Genomic DNA, 15,059 nt, shown 5'->3' with positions numbered 1-15,059 from the left:
TATGAGAATAACTCTTTGCGGCAGCGTTAGCTTCGCGAAAAATTTCGTAATTCGTAATTATTAATTTTTAATTGATTTATATGCTAAACATAAAATTCATCAGGGAGAACGTTGATTTAATAAAAACCAACTGCAAAAACCGGCTAGCCAAAGTTGATATCGGCGAATTAATAAAAGCCGACGAGGAGCGCCGCGCCCTGGAAGCCGAGATTGACGAGCTTAGGGCGAAAAGAAATACGGTTTCCAAAACTAAGCCCACGGCCGAAGAAATATCCGCGATGAAAAAATTGGGCGAAACCGTAAAAAGCCTGGAAGAAAAATATAATTCAGTTTATGCCGGATATAAAAAATTGCTTTTTCAGGTTCCGAATTTAACCCATCCCGAGGTGCGGGTAAGCGCTAATGAAGACGACAATCCGATATTAAAAACTTACGGTAAGCCGCCTAAATTTAAATTCACGCCGCTTGACCATGTTCAGCTGGCGGAAAATCTGGATTTAATTGACTTTGACCGCGCGGCTAAAGTCAGCGCCGCGAAATTTTATTACCTAAAAAACCAGGCGGTTTTATTGGAATTCGCTTTAATCCAATACGCTTTAGAAACCGTTATCAAGCATAAATTCACGCCGTTTATAACTCCGGACATGGCCAAGCAAGAAGTTTTAGAAGGCTTGGGCTTTAATCCGAGAGGCGAAGCAACGCAAATATATAATATTGAGCAAACCGATCCCTCGGCTAAACTCGGGACAGGCCTTAGCTTAATCGGCACGGCGGAAATAACCATGGGCGGCTACCATATGAATGAAATTATTGACGAAAAAGATTTGCCGAAAAAATACGTGGCCGTCTCCCATTGTTTTCGCACCGAAGCCGGCAGCTATTCAAAATTTTCCAAAGGCATTTTCCGCGTCCACCAATTTACTAAAATAGAAATGTTCCAATATACTTTGCCGGAAAACAGCGAAGCGGCCCATCAGGAAATGCTGAATATTGAAATAGAAATATTTAAAGGCCTGGGCCTGCCGTTCAGGGTTATTGACCACTCAACGGCCGACTTGGGCGGGCCGTCATACCGGACTTACGATTTAGAAGCTTGGCTGCCGGGCAAACCCAATAAAAACGGCACGGCCGGCGATTGGGCAGAAATTACTTCAACCTCTAACTGCACGGATTACCAGGCCAGAGGCTTAAACATCAAATATAAAGACCTAGCCGGCGAAAAGCATTTCGTGCATATGCTTAACGGCACGGCCATAGCGGTCAGCCGCGCCTTAATCGCCATTATGGAAAATTATCAGCGAGCCGACGGCTCAATAGAAATTCCCAAAGTTCTGCGCAAGTATCTGCCGGGAAAAATTAAATTGATAAAAAGCAAAAAGGCGGCTTAACCAATAACCATGTTCAACCGAGTTAAAAATTTGCAATTAAGCGTTATTAAGCAGATGGAAATCCGGGCGGCTAAATACCCGGACGTTATTTCCTTAGCCCAAGGCATTCCCAGTTTTGATACTCCGGCCTGCATTAAACGGCGCGTGGAAAGAGCTTTGCGCGCCGGCGCCGTGGCTAAATATTCATTATCGCCCGGCCTGCCGGAACTTAGGGAAATGATAGAAATTTCTTTGGCTAAAGAAAACATGTTTTATGACTGGCAGAAAGAAATCATAGTAACGGCCGGATCAATTGAGGGCCTAACCGCGGCCGTTTTAGCCGTCAGCGACCCGGGCGACGAAATAATTCTGCCTACGCCGACTTATGTCTCGTACAAAGAAGTAATAAATTTAGCCGGCTGTACGCCGATTTTCGTGCCTTTAAACGAGGACCAAGGCTGGTCTTTTGAATTGGCTGAATTTGAGCAGGCCATCACGCCGAAAACCAAAGCCATCTTATTCTGCAACCCGAATAACCCGACCGGAACGATTTATGGCCGGGAGCAATTAACCGGTTTGGCCGAATTGGCGAAAAAACACAACCTTTTTATAATCAGCGACGAGGTTTATAAAGATTTTATTTATGGCGGTTCGGGAAAAATATTTTCCCTGGCCGAACTGCCGGAAATAAGAGAGCGCGTTATCAGGGTTTTCAGTTTTTCCAAATCCCACGCCATGACCGGCTGGCGCATCGGCTTTATCCATAGCGACGAATCGGTTATTAAAGAAATTTTAAAAGTGCATGACTGCCTGGTAACCTGCGCGCCGGTAATTTCCCAATACGCGGCCATGGGAGCTTTGGAAATGGGGGAGGGCGATGTAATTAATTTTAAAAAACAATATGACCGCCGCCGAGATTTAATTTGCTCAAGGCTTGATCGGCTTAATAAATACTTGCGCTACATAAAGCCTAACAGCGCTTATTTTGTTTTCCCTAAAATATTGAATAACAGCGATTCTCTGGCTTTGGCTTTAGAACTTTTGGATAAAGTCCAGGTCGCGGTTGTGCCCGGCATAGCCTTCGGGCCTAACGGCGAAGGGCATATCCGGTTAAGCTTCGGCCGGACCGAGGCGCATATCAATACGGCTTTTGACCGGCTGGAAAAATTTTTTAGCTTATGAACCCCGTTAGAAATTAATTTATATTAACGGGCCATAATTAATCTTACCTATATAACTCTATGAATGATATTTCTAACGGGGTGAAAATAATTTTCAAGCAAATCTTAAAATACTATTTGAAATTTATTACCAAAATAGTTTTATTGATTCATCGGCCGCTGATTATCAGCGTCACCGGCAGCACCAATGAATTTTTCGTTAAAAGCGAAATTAAGCGCCGACTGGAACAAGCCGGATATGACGTTAGATCAAATCCTAAAAATTTCAATACCGAAATCGGACTGCCGCTAGCCATTCTGAATTTATCCAGCGGCTATAATTCTTATAAAAATTGGCTGCCGATTATTTGGCGGGCTTTTATATCGTTATTTAAGCCAACTTTCCCTAAAATTTTAGTATTAGGCCTGGGCATAGACAAGCGCGGCGACATGAAATATTTAATGTCATTAGTTAAGCCGAAAATCGCCATTGTCACCGATATTACCCAGCGCTATATTGAAAGTTTTTCCGATATGGACGACCTAGTAGGGGAGTATAAGCATTTTGTTGAGTCAATTAACGAAAACGGTTATTTAATTTTAAATTACGACAACCGGCGGATTAAAAAACTTTCCGGATTTACAAAAGCCAAAGTTATTTTTTTCGGTTTAGAAAAAAACACGCCTAGCCTTAATAATCATTGGCTGGGCGAGATAACGGAAAAAACCTCAAGCGGGCAAACCGTAGCGGTTACCGACGGCAATGAAACAAAAAATTATTCAATAAACCGCTTCGGCGAGCACCACGCTTACGCCCTGCTGATCGGCTTAATAGTCAAAAAAATTATAATAAATTTAAAATAATTATGTTATTCAGGAGGAATAGCCTTAAAAAAATAAATCGGTTCGGCTCAAATAGAAGAAAATACGTTTATTCGGCCAAAGCTTATAAAAATCCTTTTTTTCAAAATAAAAGAACCGCGGATATAAAGCCGGGCTGGCTGAAAAATAAAAGCAAGCTGGCTATTTTCGCCGCCGCTATTATAATTTTAATCCTAGTTTGGCTGTTATTTTTTTCAACTCTGTTTAAAATCCAAAAAATAGAAGTCAACGGCGTTCGTGAAAGCCTAACCGGCGAGATAGAATCAATCGCTTGGGATCTCGCGCGGGACAGGTTGGCGGGAAAAAATAATCTATTGCTTTATAATAAAAGCGATTTGATAAAAATTTTAAACGAAAAATATTATTTAGACGATTTAACCGTTAAAAGAAAATTATTTCATACTTTAACCATAAATTTGCGCGAAAAACAACAAGCCGCGGTTTGGCGCGAAGATGAGCAATACTATTATCTGGACGGCGACGGCAACGTCATAAACCAAACCGATCCTTTAAATATTAACGACGGAAGCTACCCTTTAATAGAAAACCTGACCGCCGTTAAGATAGACGGGCGGCAAGCCAATATAAATAAAGAGGCGATAGGCTATATCCTGAATTTGTTTAATGAATTCAAGGAGAAAAAACATAATTTCGCGATTGAAAGATTTATTGTTGATAAAGACATTAACACCGTTAAAATGGCGATTTTATCCGGGCCAAAAGTTTATTTTAACATAAAAGCGCCCGTAGCCGAGCAAGCGGCCAAACTTGATTTAATCATTAGAGAAAAATTAAAAAACGATTTTAAAGCCGCTAGGGAGTATATTGATTTAAGATACGCCAATAATGTTTACCTGAAATAATATTTTGCGACACATAACTAATTACATAATATTAAAAAATGTTATATACTGGTAGCAAGCAGGCAGGCGAGATTATATAACAGCATAATTTCAGAAAAAATAACCCGGCTATTGAAAAAAATTAAATTTATGTTAATAAACCTATTAAAATTTAAACCTAAAAAGGTACATAGGTACCAGGCGGGCATTTAAATTTTAATGCGCCAATAAGCTTATGGAAGGAATTTTTAAAACATTGTTTATTTTAGGGGTAATAGTATTTTGTTTTTTGATTGTCGGCTTATTTTTACTTTTATTGAAATTCATATTATTATTTTACCCGCAAATCAGCCTGTTCGGCATGTTAATTCAATAGGCCGGGCATAAACTCAAGCAAATAGATTATATCAAAGGTTAGTCTGGCGTCGCATAAGTTATATTGTGCGACGCTATTATATTAGAAAAGTATAGCCGTTATAGTAATTCCCCCTTTAAATAACTACCGCTGTAAGCGACTAATTTTTTATTGTCATTCCCGCGCAGGTTTACCAGTCCGCTAGGCGGGCGGGAATCTAGGTTAAGCCCGTAGAAATTTAGATTTATTGAAATGACTATAAAGTAATACGCGCATACCGCTTTAAAAATAAATGCCTATATCCCCTATTCAAGGAAAAATACTCCCCCAGCGTTTTGTCTTTTTTCAACTTCTTAATATTTCTCGTTACCTGCCGATAAAATATCGGGTAATGAATTCTGGTTATTATCCGCCCCCTGAACCGCGAGCGGTAAGGCGGTTTTTGATGATGCGCGGCTTCATGGGCTAGCGTCCTTAAAATTGAAGAAATTTTTTTTGGCTTTCTGAACTTCGGCGTAAAAATATCAATCGTAATCAGGCCGGTTTTTAAATTCGTCCGGCCGATAACAAAACCACGCTTGGTATTAACGTGGTCGTCTTGGCGGCGCATGGGCCTGAATTTAAGCTTGGTAATGCCAATTATTTTTAAAGCGCAGTCGCAAGCTGTTTGGACTTTTTTATAATGTTCTATTAAATCCATATCAATTTTTACGGCAGATATTCCAAAGGATTAACCGGAATTCCGTTTAAGCGGACTTCAAAATGCAGATGCGGCCCGGTGGTTAACGAGCCGGCTCCGTTAGTGCCCGGCATGCCGCCCGAAAGGCCGATCGCCTGCCCCTGGACTACGTATTCATCGGCTTGGACATAGATTTTTGACACATGCCCGTAAACCGTAGCCAGCCCGTTGCCATGCACTATCATAATATAGCTATAGCCTTTACCCGCGTTTTTAGCTATGGCCACGTAGCCTGAAGCCGCGGCCCTTAAGGCGCTGCCTTGACCGGCCCTGATATCTATGGCCGGATGCTCAAAAATATAGCGGAACGGATAGTCCGGATCATGGAAAGTCGCCATAACCATATTTTTCGTCACCGGCCAGATAAAACCCGCGTCATTGAATTCCAAGGCTTGGCCGGAAATTTTAGATAATTTTGCCCTGACGGTTTTTTCCAGGCTGACGATATCGGACTCAGCCCGCTGTTGTTCTTGTTTAGCTAATGCCAATAACCTTTGGTATTCTCTTTCCGAAGATTTAGTCTGGTCTAAAACATACGCCTTGTTTTGCTGCTCCGTAGCCAGGCCGCTTTTTCTGTTTTCCAGCTCTACCTTCAAGCCGGATAATTCCCGCTTTTTTCCGTTCAAATCTTTCTGCTGGGCTTCCAAATCTTTTTTGTATTGCTTTAAAGTTTCCAAACTCTGGCCGATTTCTTTATTTATATCTTCCAAATATTTAACCTGGCTGACAAAATCATTCAAAGTGCCGTTCAGAAGCAATATTTCCAAAGTTGATTTATCGTCTTGCTTTTGCATCAATCTAACGACTGACGCGATATGCTCTTTTTGATTTAAAATCTGCTCATCTTTAGCCTTAATTTCCAGGTTGACTTTGTCTATCTCTAAATTCGTCCGGTCAATCTCGGTCTGCGCGCTTTCAATATCCAAAGCGGCTTTAGCCAAACGGTTTTCTAAAATCGCCAGCTGGTTATTCAGGCTGGCTTTTTCGCTCTGTTTTTTCTTAATCAGCGCTTCATAGACCGCCTGCTGATCCTGGATTTTTTTAATCCTGTCTTTTTTTTCCTGAATATCTTTGTTTATCTGCCTGACTTCTTCGTTTTGCCCGGCTTCAGCCTGGCCATAGCTAAAATCAGGCGCGGTTAAAAACAGGCCTAAAAATAATATAGGTATGATTAACTTAATAATTTTTTTTACCCTGTTAGAAGTTCCCATAGAAACTGCAATTATAATTTGCCCTGCCAGATATCTTGTTTATTTAAGACTTCTAACAGGGTGAATAATTTAATTATAACATTTTTTAAACAATAAAAAAAGGAGCCGGATTTTATCCAAGCCCCTTAACTACATAGATTATCTTATTTAAAAAACAATTGCTTTACAGTATAGCCCAACAGCAAGCCAGAATATGATATTACCATACTATCAAGTACCACTACGAATGGCCAGCGGCAATAAAAAGATGGCCAGTGGCAATAAAAAGAAAAGAAAGAAATAAATAACATTATTATTCCTGATGTCAATATTACAACGAAAAACATAAAAATCGCATATTCTCCTATCCGCCCCGGGTTATTAACATTTTTCCTTTCGGTTATCAGAATAAATACAAAAACTAACATTATAAAAATAAAAGCTTCCCATAAATTCATCATGTCCTCCTTTCGATTGTCTTTCCAAAGGCCCACGCTATTAACATTCCAGCTACCACCGCGAAAAATATATCCGCCGGCATGGTAGCCACTTTGCTTCCTGGCCCTAAAAATAATAAATTCATGAAGGCAAAAAAGAAAATAAATAATCCAAATATTGCACACGTTAGAGAGAGCGTTTCAGAAGAAAATCCTCTGCCCATCAAGTAAATGCCAAAAAAAATTGAAAATAAAAAGAACAAATACTCCTCGTAATTCATGTCATCCCCCTTCCCCTTTCGGGATTTTTTTATTTATTTTTATTAATTTTATCTAAACTTTCTTTTTTGCCTAGAATCGCGGCGATGGCGAAAGGCGGCGGGCTGAATTTTTGGCCGGAAAGCGCTACGCGCAAAGGCCAGAGATAATCGCCGTTTTTAGCGCCTTTGTCTTTAATGTAATCAAGCAGAGTTTTTTCAATCGTTTCTTTCAACCAGTCGGCTTCGGGAATTTTTTCAAGCAAAGCGGCCAGCTCTTTAAGGTTCGCTTTCGCCTGCTTAAGAGTTAAATTTTTCCAGATCAGCATTTCTTCCGGATATTCAAGATTATCCAAAAAAAAGAACTTTGTCAACTCCCCTATCTCGGATAATTTCTTAAGCCTTTCCTGCTCCAGCCCGATAACTTTTTCCATAAAATCATTGGCTTGTTTTCTTGTATCGCGAGTTAATTTCAAATTTTCGCCCATAAACGGCAGGCATAATTTAGTTAATTTTTCCAATGACATCCGCCTGATATAATAACCGTTGAAATAGTCTAATTTTTCTATGTCAAAAACCGCCGGGCTGATCCCCATATCTTTGTAATCAAAATATTCAATCATTTCATCCAAATTTAAAATTTCATCGGTTTTTTCTTTTGGCGCTTTAGCCGACGCCGAAGGATGCCAGCCCTGCAAGACGCAAAAATTCAATAGAGCTTCGGGCAGATAGCCTTTAGAGCGGTAATCCTCAACCGCTACGTCGCCCTGGCGCTTGCTTAATTTACCGCCTTCTTTATTTAAAGTTAAGGTTAGGTGAATAAATTTCGGCGCTGGCCAGCCGAAGGCGTTATATAATAAAATATTTTTGGGGAAACTGGAAAGCCATTCATCGCCTCTTAAGACATGGCTGATGGCCATAAGATGATCATCAACTACACTAGCGAATTGATAAGTCGGCATGCCGTCTGATTTTATTAAAACTTGGTCTTCCAGATCGCGGGCCGCGAATTTTATATCGCCGCGCAGTTCATCATGGACAATAATTTCTCCGCCCACAGGCATTTTTTGCCTGATAACGAATTTTTCTCCGGCTTTAATTTTTTTCTCAACTTCTTCTTTGGCGAGCTCGCGGCAGGCGCGGTCATAGCGCGGCGGTTTTTTTTCCGCCTGCTGGCGCTCGCGCATCTCGGTTAATCTTTCAGAAGTGCAAAAACAATAATAAGCCTCGCCCTTTTTTAAAAGCGCTTCAATATGCTCTTTATAAATTTCCAGCCTTTGCGATTGGGTATATGGCCCGAATCCGCCGCCAACATGCGGCCCTTCGTCAAATTTTATGCCCACCCAGTCTAAAATATCAATTAAGCCTTTAACCGCGCCTTGAACTTCCCTTTTTTGGTCCGTGTCCTCAATCCTTAAAATCAATTCACCGTTTAAAGTTTTCGCTATCAGATAATTAAACAAAACCGGCCTTAAGCTGCCGATATGCAGGAAACCGGTCGGCGATGGAGCGAAACGAACTCTGATATTGCTCATAAATATTATTATCATCTCTAGCCTGACCTTTTTGTCATCTCGACGACCACAGGGAGGAGAGATCTATAATAGGTTAATACTTAAACTAATATATCAATTATTTTTTAAACTACCTACATAATCTTTAATTTCTTTTTCGGAAATATCATATTCTGAAAATAACTTATCGCTTAAATCATTCATCATTTTATTTTTTGATTTTATCAAATTAATCTTTTTTTCGCGACGCCATTTTTTTATTTCTTTTTCTCTGGAAATGGCATCGTTAACATATTGGTGTTGTTCGTAATAAAGTAAATCTGTTAACTTGTATAATTTAGTAAACTTAGAGCCTAGGCCGTTTTTATGTTCAATCATTCTCCTTATTATATTATTAGTAAAACCTACATATAAAGTTGTTCTTTCGTAATTGCTTAAAATATAAACAAAAAATTGGTATTCTTTTCGCATAATAAAGCGCTTTCCTTGTATTATAGATTTCTCCCTTCGGTCGAAATGACAAAGATAAGATGAACTTTTTATTTTATCATTTCCGCGAAAATACTTTTTATTTTTTGGTCATGCGACCAGCCGATAATTCTTTTTAAAAGCACTTCGCGGCCGTTACGATAATTTTTATTGATTTCTTTGCCAATTCTAATAATTGATTTTTCCAGAGTTTTATCTTTGCTCTTGGCTTGATTATATAAGTTTGACAAAAAATAGCAACGGTTGGCGCTAATGAGCGGCCGGCCTTTAGCGTTAACTTTATAGCCTGCCCAAGCTTTAATATTTTTTTGATTTTTAGTTAAGGCTAGTAAAACGCGCCTCATGCCGTCAAAAACTCGGTAACTATCCCCTGTTTTATAAACTAAAATCGGGAAATAATCCCTTTCTTTATGGGCGCAAAATCCGGTTTTAATAATTTCCTCCCGCATAGCCTTGTTTATCTTCCAGGCTTTGGCAAAAGCCGCCGGATTGCGGTTGAATTTTTTTATAACATACTTATCAATTATCGGCGACATGCCGGTTAAATAAATTTTTTCCAACGGGATATTTTTCAGCTTCCATTGATATTTATCATCCGACATAACGGCGAAAACCTGCTTTAGCTTCCAGCCTTCGGAAATCGCGGCTAATAAATTCCAAAACGACGCCTCCCCTTCCCTGGCGTTAAAATTATCAATTGATTTATCAATTCTTTTATAAAATTTATCATCTTTAATATCGGCAAAAATTTTCCTGAATTCTTGCTTTAAATATTGCTTAGCGATGATTAACGCGTTTTTTGACGGCGTATATTTTAACATATGTTTAAAATTTATTTTTAAATTTTTCTTTTAATCAACCAAATTAAAAATTTAACCGGGAAAACTATGACCGCGTTATAAATCCTTTTCCATCTGGCCGGCTGTTTAATCAATCGCCAGAGCCATTCTAAGCCTATTTTTCTAAGCCAAAAAGGCGCGCGTGGCAGCTTGCCGGTTAAAAAATCAAACGCTCCGCCAACGCCCAGCCCGATTTTAACGGACGGCAGCTTGGCCAAATTATGAAAAATAAATTTTTCCTGATAAGGCGCGCCTAAAGTTAAAAAAATTATTCCCGGCTTGAATTCGCGCACTGGCGCTAGTATGCCCTCCGACACATCAGTTTGCCGATCCAAGTCAATGGCTATGGCTTGCAATTTTGGATAGTAAACGGCCAACGCCTGCGATATATCTTGATAGCTTGATAGCCCGCCTCGCCAGTTAAAAACCGCCACTCGCCTGCCCTGCGCCTCCGCTATCGCCAAAATATCTTTCAATAAATCAGCTCCGGTAATTCTCTGAAAATTAACGCCCATCAGCCAAGCCGTGATTTTTAAGCCAACGCCGTCAGGCAAAGACAAATCAGCTTTATTCAATATATCAAAAAATTCCTTATCTTCGCCGGCCGCTAGAATAATCTCCGGGTTGGGCGTAATAATAAAATGCCGCCGGCCGTCAATTAAAAACTCCTGGATTTTAGCCAGAGCCTGTTTCTTGCTGAAGGTGTTAATATTTACGCCTAATATATTGATTAAACCCATAACTGAATTATACTAAAAAAAGCTAGCTTTAGCAAACGCATTCCGCATGACAAAAAGGAAATTTTATGCTAATATACAGGCGTAAGAAATAAATATGCACGAAGCCGAATTCTACAAAAAATCAGATAATCTAACCGCGGCTTGCCTGCTTTGCCATCAGGCTTGCTTGATAAAAAATAATTCGGCCGGAGTATGCGGAGTTAGAAAAAATATCAACGGCCAGCTCTTCTCTTTGACCTACGGCTATCCGGCGGCCTTAAACGTTGACCCGATTGAAAAAAAACCCTTATTTCATTTTCTACCCGGCAGTTTAAGTTATTCTCTCGGCACGCTGGGCTGTAATTTTAAATGCCTGAACTGCCAAAATTGGCATATCAGCCAAGCCGCTGATATTGAGAAAAAAATTAAAAATATTGATTTTATAGAGCCGGAAAAAATCGTCAGCGGTGCGCTGGACAACGCCTGCTCGTCAATTTCTTATACCTATAATGAGCCGACCATCTTTACCGAATACGCCCTAGAGATTATGAAGCTGGCCAGGCAGAATGATTTAAAAAATATCTGGGTTTCTAACGGCTACATGAGCGGCTTATGCCTGGAAGCAATTTCCCCCTACCTTGACGCCATCAACGTTGATTTAAAATCCATGGATAGCGAATTTTATAAAACAAACTGCGCGGCCAAGCTTGAACCGGTATTAGATAATTTAATCGCCATAAAAAAAGCCGGCCTGCACCTGGAAATAACCACTTTGATTATTCCGGAATTATCCGACGATTACGAGATGCTTAAAAAAACCGCCGAATTCATCACCGAAGAATTAGGCGCCGACACGCCTTGGCATGTTTCCAAATTTTCCCCGGACGTTGCCTGGAAATTAAAAAATACTCCGGCCACGCCGGAAAAAATAATTTTAGGAGCTTATGAAATCGGCAAATCAGCCGGCCTTAAATATGTTTATACCGGCAACATCCCGGGCGATGAAAGGGAAAATACTTATTGCCCGGTCTGCGGCCAGCTAGCCATTCGCCGCTTTGGCTACGAGATTGAACGCCTGGACCATCACGGCCGCTGCCTTTATTGCGATAAGAGTTTAGATATTTTGGAATGAGAAAGGCGCTATTTTAGATAGCGCCTTTAATCAAAATAACCTTCGGCTATTTTTCTTTGTAGAGAAAAATAGACAGATTCGGAAAAACATTGTTTAGGCGAATTTTCCATAAAGGCAACGCAATCCTTGCCTTCGTTTTTACAATTTTCAATCAGATGTCTAAATATTTGGCAAAAACACGCTTGTCTAAATGCGCAGTTAAAACAATTTTTCTCCATCATGGTCCCCTCCTTTATTTTTTGAGATTTCTGCTTATCCACATTATAGCATATTTAAAATAATCTTTTAACCCGAGAAACTATTGACAAGGCTAAACGGCTATACTATATTGAAATTAGCACTCAACGCTAAAGAGTGCTAAAAAGTGTATTGTCATTCCGGCCTACGAGCCGGAATCCATGTTTAATCGCAATTAACAAGTTTCTGGATTGCGGGTCAAGCCCGCAATGACAGAAAAATTTTAAACATATGTTTGATAAATTCACCCATAAATCCCAAGAAGCCATTATCAACGCGCAAATTATCGCCCAGGACAACGGCCAGCAGCAAATTGAAGCTTTGCATTTACTCGCTTCCCTACTCGCTCAAAGCGAGAGCTTAATTAAGCCGATCCTTGAAAAATTAGGCATTAATTTTCGCCAAATAGAAAAACAAACCAAGGAAATTATAGAAAAACTGCCGAAAATTTTAATTTCCGCCAGCGTCGGCACGGTCCAAGGCACGGCCGAAGTGGCCATGATTTTAGAGCGCGCTAAAAAAGAAGCGGATAAAATCGGCGATGAATACATTTCCACCGAGCATTTGTTTTTATCTTTAATCGGCATAAAATCAAGAGCCCAGGAAATATTGATTAGCGCCGGGGTTGAATATATGGAAGTTCTAAAAATACTGGGCAAGCTAAGGGGGGCGCAAACTATCACCGATCCGGAGCCGGAGTCAAAATTCAGAGTTTTGGAAAAATACGCCATTAACTTAACCGAGCTGGCGCGAAATGAAAAGCTTGACCCGGTCATCGGCCGCGACGAAGAAATCAGGCGCATTATGCAAGTCTTGTCCCGGCGCACTAAAAATAACCCGGTCTTAATCGGCGAAGCCGGCACGGGCAAAACCGCTATCATTGAAGGCCTGGCGCAAAGAATTGTTTCCGGTGATGTGCCGGAAACCTTAAAAGGCAAAGAATTGATTTCGCTGGACCTCGGCGCTTTAGTGGCCGGCTCAAAATTCAGAGGCGAATTTGAAGACCGCCTAAAAGCCGTTTTAAAAGAGATTAAGGCCCAGGGCGGCAACATTATCCTCTTTATAGACGAACTGCACACCTTGGTGGGCGCCGGGGCCTCTGAAGGCTCTATGGACGCCTCTAACATGCTAAAACCGGCTTTGGCGCGGGGAGAATTAAAAGCCGTGGGCGCTACTACTACCCGCGAATACCAAAAATATATTGAAAAGGACGCGGCTTTAGAAAGGCGCTTTCAGCCGATTTATGTCAGCGAACCTTCAATTGAAGATACCATCGCTATTCTGCGCGGCATTAAAGAAAAATATGAAGTGCACCATGGCGTGCGGATTACCGACGATGCTTTAATCGCCGCGGCCAAATTATCTTCCCGCTATATTACCGATCGGTTTCTGCCGGATAAAGCCGTGGATTTGGTTGACGAAGCCACTTCGGCTTTGCGCATGGAAATAGATTCTTCGCCGGACGAATTGGACGCTTTAAAGCGGGAAATAAAACGGCTGGAGATTGAAAAGGCCGGCTTAATGAAAGAAAACAAGCAAACCGCCAAATTAAAAGAAATAAACAAAAAATTAGCGGCTCTCAAAGAAAAAGCCAATCAGCTGGAACTGCATTGGCTTAATGAAAAAAATATCATCGCTAAAATCAGGCTGTCTAAAAAACAAATTGACGAACTGAAAATTCAAGCCGAGATTATTGAGCGGCGCGGCGACGATTTAACCAAAGTGGCGGAAATATTATATTCAAAAATTCCCGCGCTTATGGAAGAAGTAAAAAAACAAGAAGCCGAACTCGTAAAAATCCAATCGGCGGGCCAAAGAATTTTAAAAGAAGAGGTTGACGAAGAAGATATTGCTAAAGTCGTGGCGCGCTGGACCGGCATCCCGGTTTCTAAAATGCTGGAATCGGAAATAAAAAAATTAGCCAAAGCCGAAGAGGTTTTAAATAAAAGAGTTATCGGCCAAGACGAGGCCATTAAATCCGTGGCTAACGCCATCAGGCGCTCGCGAGCCGGCATTAATGAAGAAAAAAAACCTATCGGCTCTTTTATGTTTGTCGGCCCGACCGGCGTGGGTAAAACCGAACTGGCTAAAGCTTTAGCCGAATTCATGTTTAACGATGAAAACGCTTTAGTTAGATTGGATATGAGCGAATTTATGGAAAAACATTCGGTAGCTAAAATAATCGGCGCGCCGCCCGGCTATGTCGGCCATGACGAAGGCGGGCAATTAACCGATAAAATCAGGCGCCGGCCGTATAGCGTGGTGCTGTTTGACGAAATTGAAAAAGCTCATCCCGAAGTCTTTAATATACTCCTGCAAATTTTAGACGACGGCCGCCTGACCGATTCTAAAGGGCGGGCGGTTAACTTTAAAAATGCCATCATTATCATGACCTCAAATCTAGGCAATGAAGTGATTAAAGAATATTCCATCGGTTTCGCCGATACTACGGACGTAAAAACCGCGGCCAGCCTGCGCTCGGATGAAATGAAGGAAAAAATTGACAACATCTTAAAAGACCATTTTAAGCTGGAATTCTTAAACCGCATTGATGAAATCGTCATATTCAAAAGCCTGAACAAAGAAGTTTTATCTAAAATCGTTGACTTGGAACTGGCTAAAGTTGAGACCAGGCTGAAAAATAAAGAAATTAATATTAAAATCGGGCTTAAGGTTAAAAAGATGCTGGCGGAAAAAGGCTTTGATACGACTTACGGCGCCCGGCCGCTTAAGCGGGTCATCCAAAATATGATTTTAGACGAACTGGCTTTGGAAATAATTGAAGGTAAAATCAAGCAAGGCAACAAAGTGGAAATTGATTTGGGCGTAAAAGATAAAATTTTGATGACCGTAAAATAAAAAATAACAGATAAAAGAAGAAGGACCGCCTGATTTAATCG

Annotated in this window: 13 protein-coding genes; 6 read left to right on the top strand and 7 right to left on the bottom strand. The window is 40.7% G+C overall.

The annotated features are described in order from the left end of the window. The first annotated feature begins 80 nt into the window (after positions 1-80). The 4 genes from serS to WC639_01185 are packed head-to-tail and all read left to right on the top strand — an operon-like array spanning position 81 to position 4,272. Entirely contained in the window at positions 81-1,388 is a 1,308-nt protein-coding gene (gene serS, locus WC639_01200; GenBank protein ID MFA6306411.1) for a serine--tRNA ligase, read from the top strand. Between the two features lie 9 nt (positions 1,389-1,397). Further along, a complete protein-coding gene (locus WC639_01195) occupies positions 1,398-2,549 on the top strand; it encodes an aminotransferase class I/II-fold pyridoxal phosphate-dependent enzyme (protein MFA6306410.1) in 1,152 nt (383 codons plus the stop codon). A gap of 59 nt (positions 2,550-2,608) precedes the next feature. Further along, on the top strand, positions 2,609-3,391 hold the full coding sequence (locus WC639_01190; GenBank protein ID MFA6306409.1) for a Mur ligase family protein: 783 nt from the start codon (positions 2,609-2,611) through the stop codon (positions 3,389-3,391). Between the two features lie 2 nt (positions 3,392-3,393). After that, positions 3,394-4,272 carry a cell division protein FtsQ/DivIB gene (locus WC639_01185; protein ID MFA6306408.1) on the top strand — a complete coding sequence of 293 codons (879 nt, stop codon included), beginning with the start codon at positions 3,394-3,396 and terminating at the stop codon, positions 4,270-4,272. A 590-nt stretch (positions 4,273-4,862) separates the two neighbouring features. Here WC639_01185 and WC639_01180 read toward each other — a convergent pair. The 7 genes from WC639_01180 to WC639_01150 all read right to left on the bottom strand — a co-directional run bounded on the left by WC639_01180 (position 4,863) and on the right by WC639_01150 (position 10,811). Next, positions 4,863-5,306 (bottom strand): hypothetical protein, encoded by a 444-nt coding sequence (locus WC639_01180; GenBank protein MFA6306407.1) that lies wholly within the window; start codon positions 5,304-5,306, stop codon positions 4,863-4,865. Between the two features lie 8 nt (positions 5,307-5,314). After that, positions 5,315-6,556, bottom strand: a complete 1,242-nt coding sequence (locus WC639_01175; protein MFA6306406.1) for a peptidoglycan DD-metalloendopeptidase family protein — start codon at positions 6,554-6,556, stop codon at positions 5,315-5,317. 436 nt (positions 6,557-6,992) lie between these two features. Further along, positions 6,993-7,253, bottom strand: coding sequence for a hypothetical protein (locus WC639_01170; GenBank protein MFA6306405.1), 261 nt, complete (start codon positions 7,251-7,253; stop codon positions 6,993-6,995). Positions 7,254-7,282: 29 nt separating this feature from the next. Beyond that, a complete protein-coding gene (gltX, locus tag WC639_01165) occupies positions 7,283-8,764 on the bottom strand; it encodes a glutamate--tRNA ligase (protein ID MFA6306404.1) in 1,482 nt (493 codons plus the stop codon). Between the two features lie 93 nt (positions 8,765-8,857). Beyond that, on the bottom strand, positions 8,858-9,214 hold the full coding sequence (locus tag WC639_01160; protein ID MFA6306403.1) for a GIY-YIG nuclease family protein: 357 nt from the start codon (positions 9,212-9,214) through the stop codon (positions 8,858-8,860). A gap of 68 nt (positions 9,215-9,282) precedes the next feature. After that, positions 9,283-10,053: a hypothetical protein gene (locus tag WC639_01155; GenBank protein ID MFA6306402.1), complete on the bottom strand. Its 771-nt coding sequence runs from the start codon at positions 10,051-10,053 to the stop codon at positions 9,283-9,285. A gap of 17 nt (positions 10,054-10,070) precedes the next feature. Then, positions 10,071-10,811, bottom strand: coding sequence for a WecB/TagA/CpsF family glycosyltransferase (locus WC639_01150; GenBank protein ID MFA6306401.1), 741 nt, complete (start codon positions 10,809-10,811; stop codon positions 10,071-10,073). A gap of 94 nt (positions 10,812-10,905) precedes the next feature. On the opposite strand from WC639_01150, the gene amrS reads away from it, so the two are divergent. Together amrS and WC639_01140 are read left to right on the top strand one after the other, a co-directional pair. Next, on the top strand, positions 10,906-11,922 hold the full coding sequence (gene amrS, locus WC639_01145) for an AmmeMemoRadiSam system radical SAM enzyme (protein ID MFA6306400.1): 1,017 nt from the start codon (positions 10,906-10,908) through the stop codon (positions 11,920-11,922). A 468-nt stretch (positions 11,923-12,390) separates the two neighbouring features. Continuing rightward, complete coding sequence (locus tag WC639_01140) at positions 12,391-15,018, top strand: AAA family ATPase (protein ID MFA6306399.1); 2,628 nt, start codon at positions 12,391-12,393, stop codon at positions 15,016-15,018. Positions 15,019-15,059: the final 41 nt, after the last annotated feature.

The organism is Patescibacteria group bacterium (genome assembly GCA_041662965.1).
In the GTDB taxonomy this organism is placed as follows: domain Bacteria; phylum Patescibacteriota; class Patescibacteriia; order Patescibacteriales; family GWC2-42-12; genus JACPHD01.
Note: the sequence above shows the minus strand (reverse complement) of the source record. Positions and strands in the feature narration are given on the sequence as shown.

Excerpts from the sequence above, each read along its gene's own strand:
- serS (MFA6306411.1), top strand. The coding sequence starts at position 81 with ATGCTAAACATAAAATTCATCAGGGAGAACGTTGATTTAATAAAAACC.
- WC639_01195 (MFA6306410.1), top strand. The coding sequence starts at position 1,398 with ATGTTCAACCGAGTTAAAAATTTGCAATTAAGCGTTATTAAGCAGATG.
- WC639_01190 (MFA6306409.1), top strand. The coding sequence starts at position 2,609 with ATGAATGATATTTCTAACGGGGTGAAAATAATTTTCAAGCAAATCTTA.
- WC639_01185 (MFA6306408.1), top strand. The coding sequence starts at position 3,394 with ATGTTATTCAGGAGGAATAGCCTTAAAAAAATAAATCGGTTCGGCTCA.
- WC639_01180 (MFA6306407.1), bottom strand. The coding sequence starts at position 5,306 with ATGGATTTAATAGAACATTATAAAAAAGTCCAAACAGCTTGCGACTGC.
- WC639_01175 (MFA6306406.1), bottom strand. The coding sequence starts at position 6,556 with ATGGGAACTTCTAACAGGGTAAAAAAAATTATTAAGTTAATCATACCT.
- WC639_01170 (MFA6306405.1), bottom strand. The coding sequence starts at position 7,253 with ATGAATTACGAGGAGTATTTGTTCTTTTTATTTTCAATTTTTTTTGGC.
- gltX (MFA6306404.1), bottom strand. The coding sequence starts at position 8,764 with ATGAGCAATATCAGAGTTCGTTTCGCTCCATCGCCGACCGGTTTCCTG.
- WC639_01160 (MFA6306403.1), bottom strand. The coding sequence starts at position 9,214 with ATGCGAAAAGAATACCAATTTTTTGTTTATATTTTAAGCAATTACGAA.
- WC639_01155 (MFA6306402.1), bottom strand. The coding sequence starts at position 10,053 with ATGTTAAAATATACGCCGTCAAAAAACGCGTTAATCATCGCTAAGCAA.
- WC639_01150 (MFA6306401.1), bottom strand. The coding sequence starts at position 10,811 with ATGGGTTTAATCAATATATTAGGCGTAAATATTAACACCTTCAGCAAG.
- amrS (MFA6306400.1), top strand. The coding sequence starts at position 10,906 with ATGCACGAAGCCGAATTCTACAAAAAATCAGATAATCTAACCGCGGCT.
- WC639_01140 (MFA6306399.1), top strand. The coding sequence starts at position 12,391 with ATGTTTGATAAATTCACCCATAAATCCCAAGAAGCCATTATCAACGCG.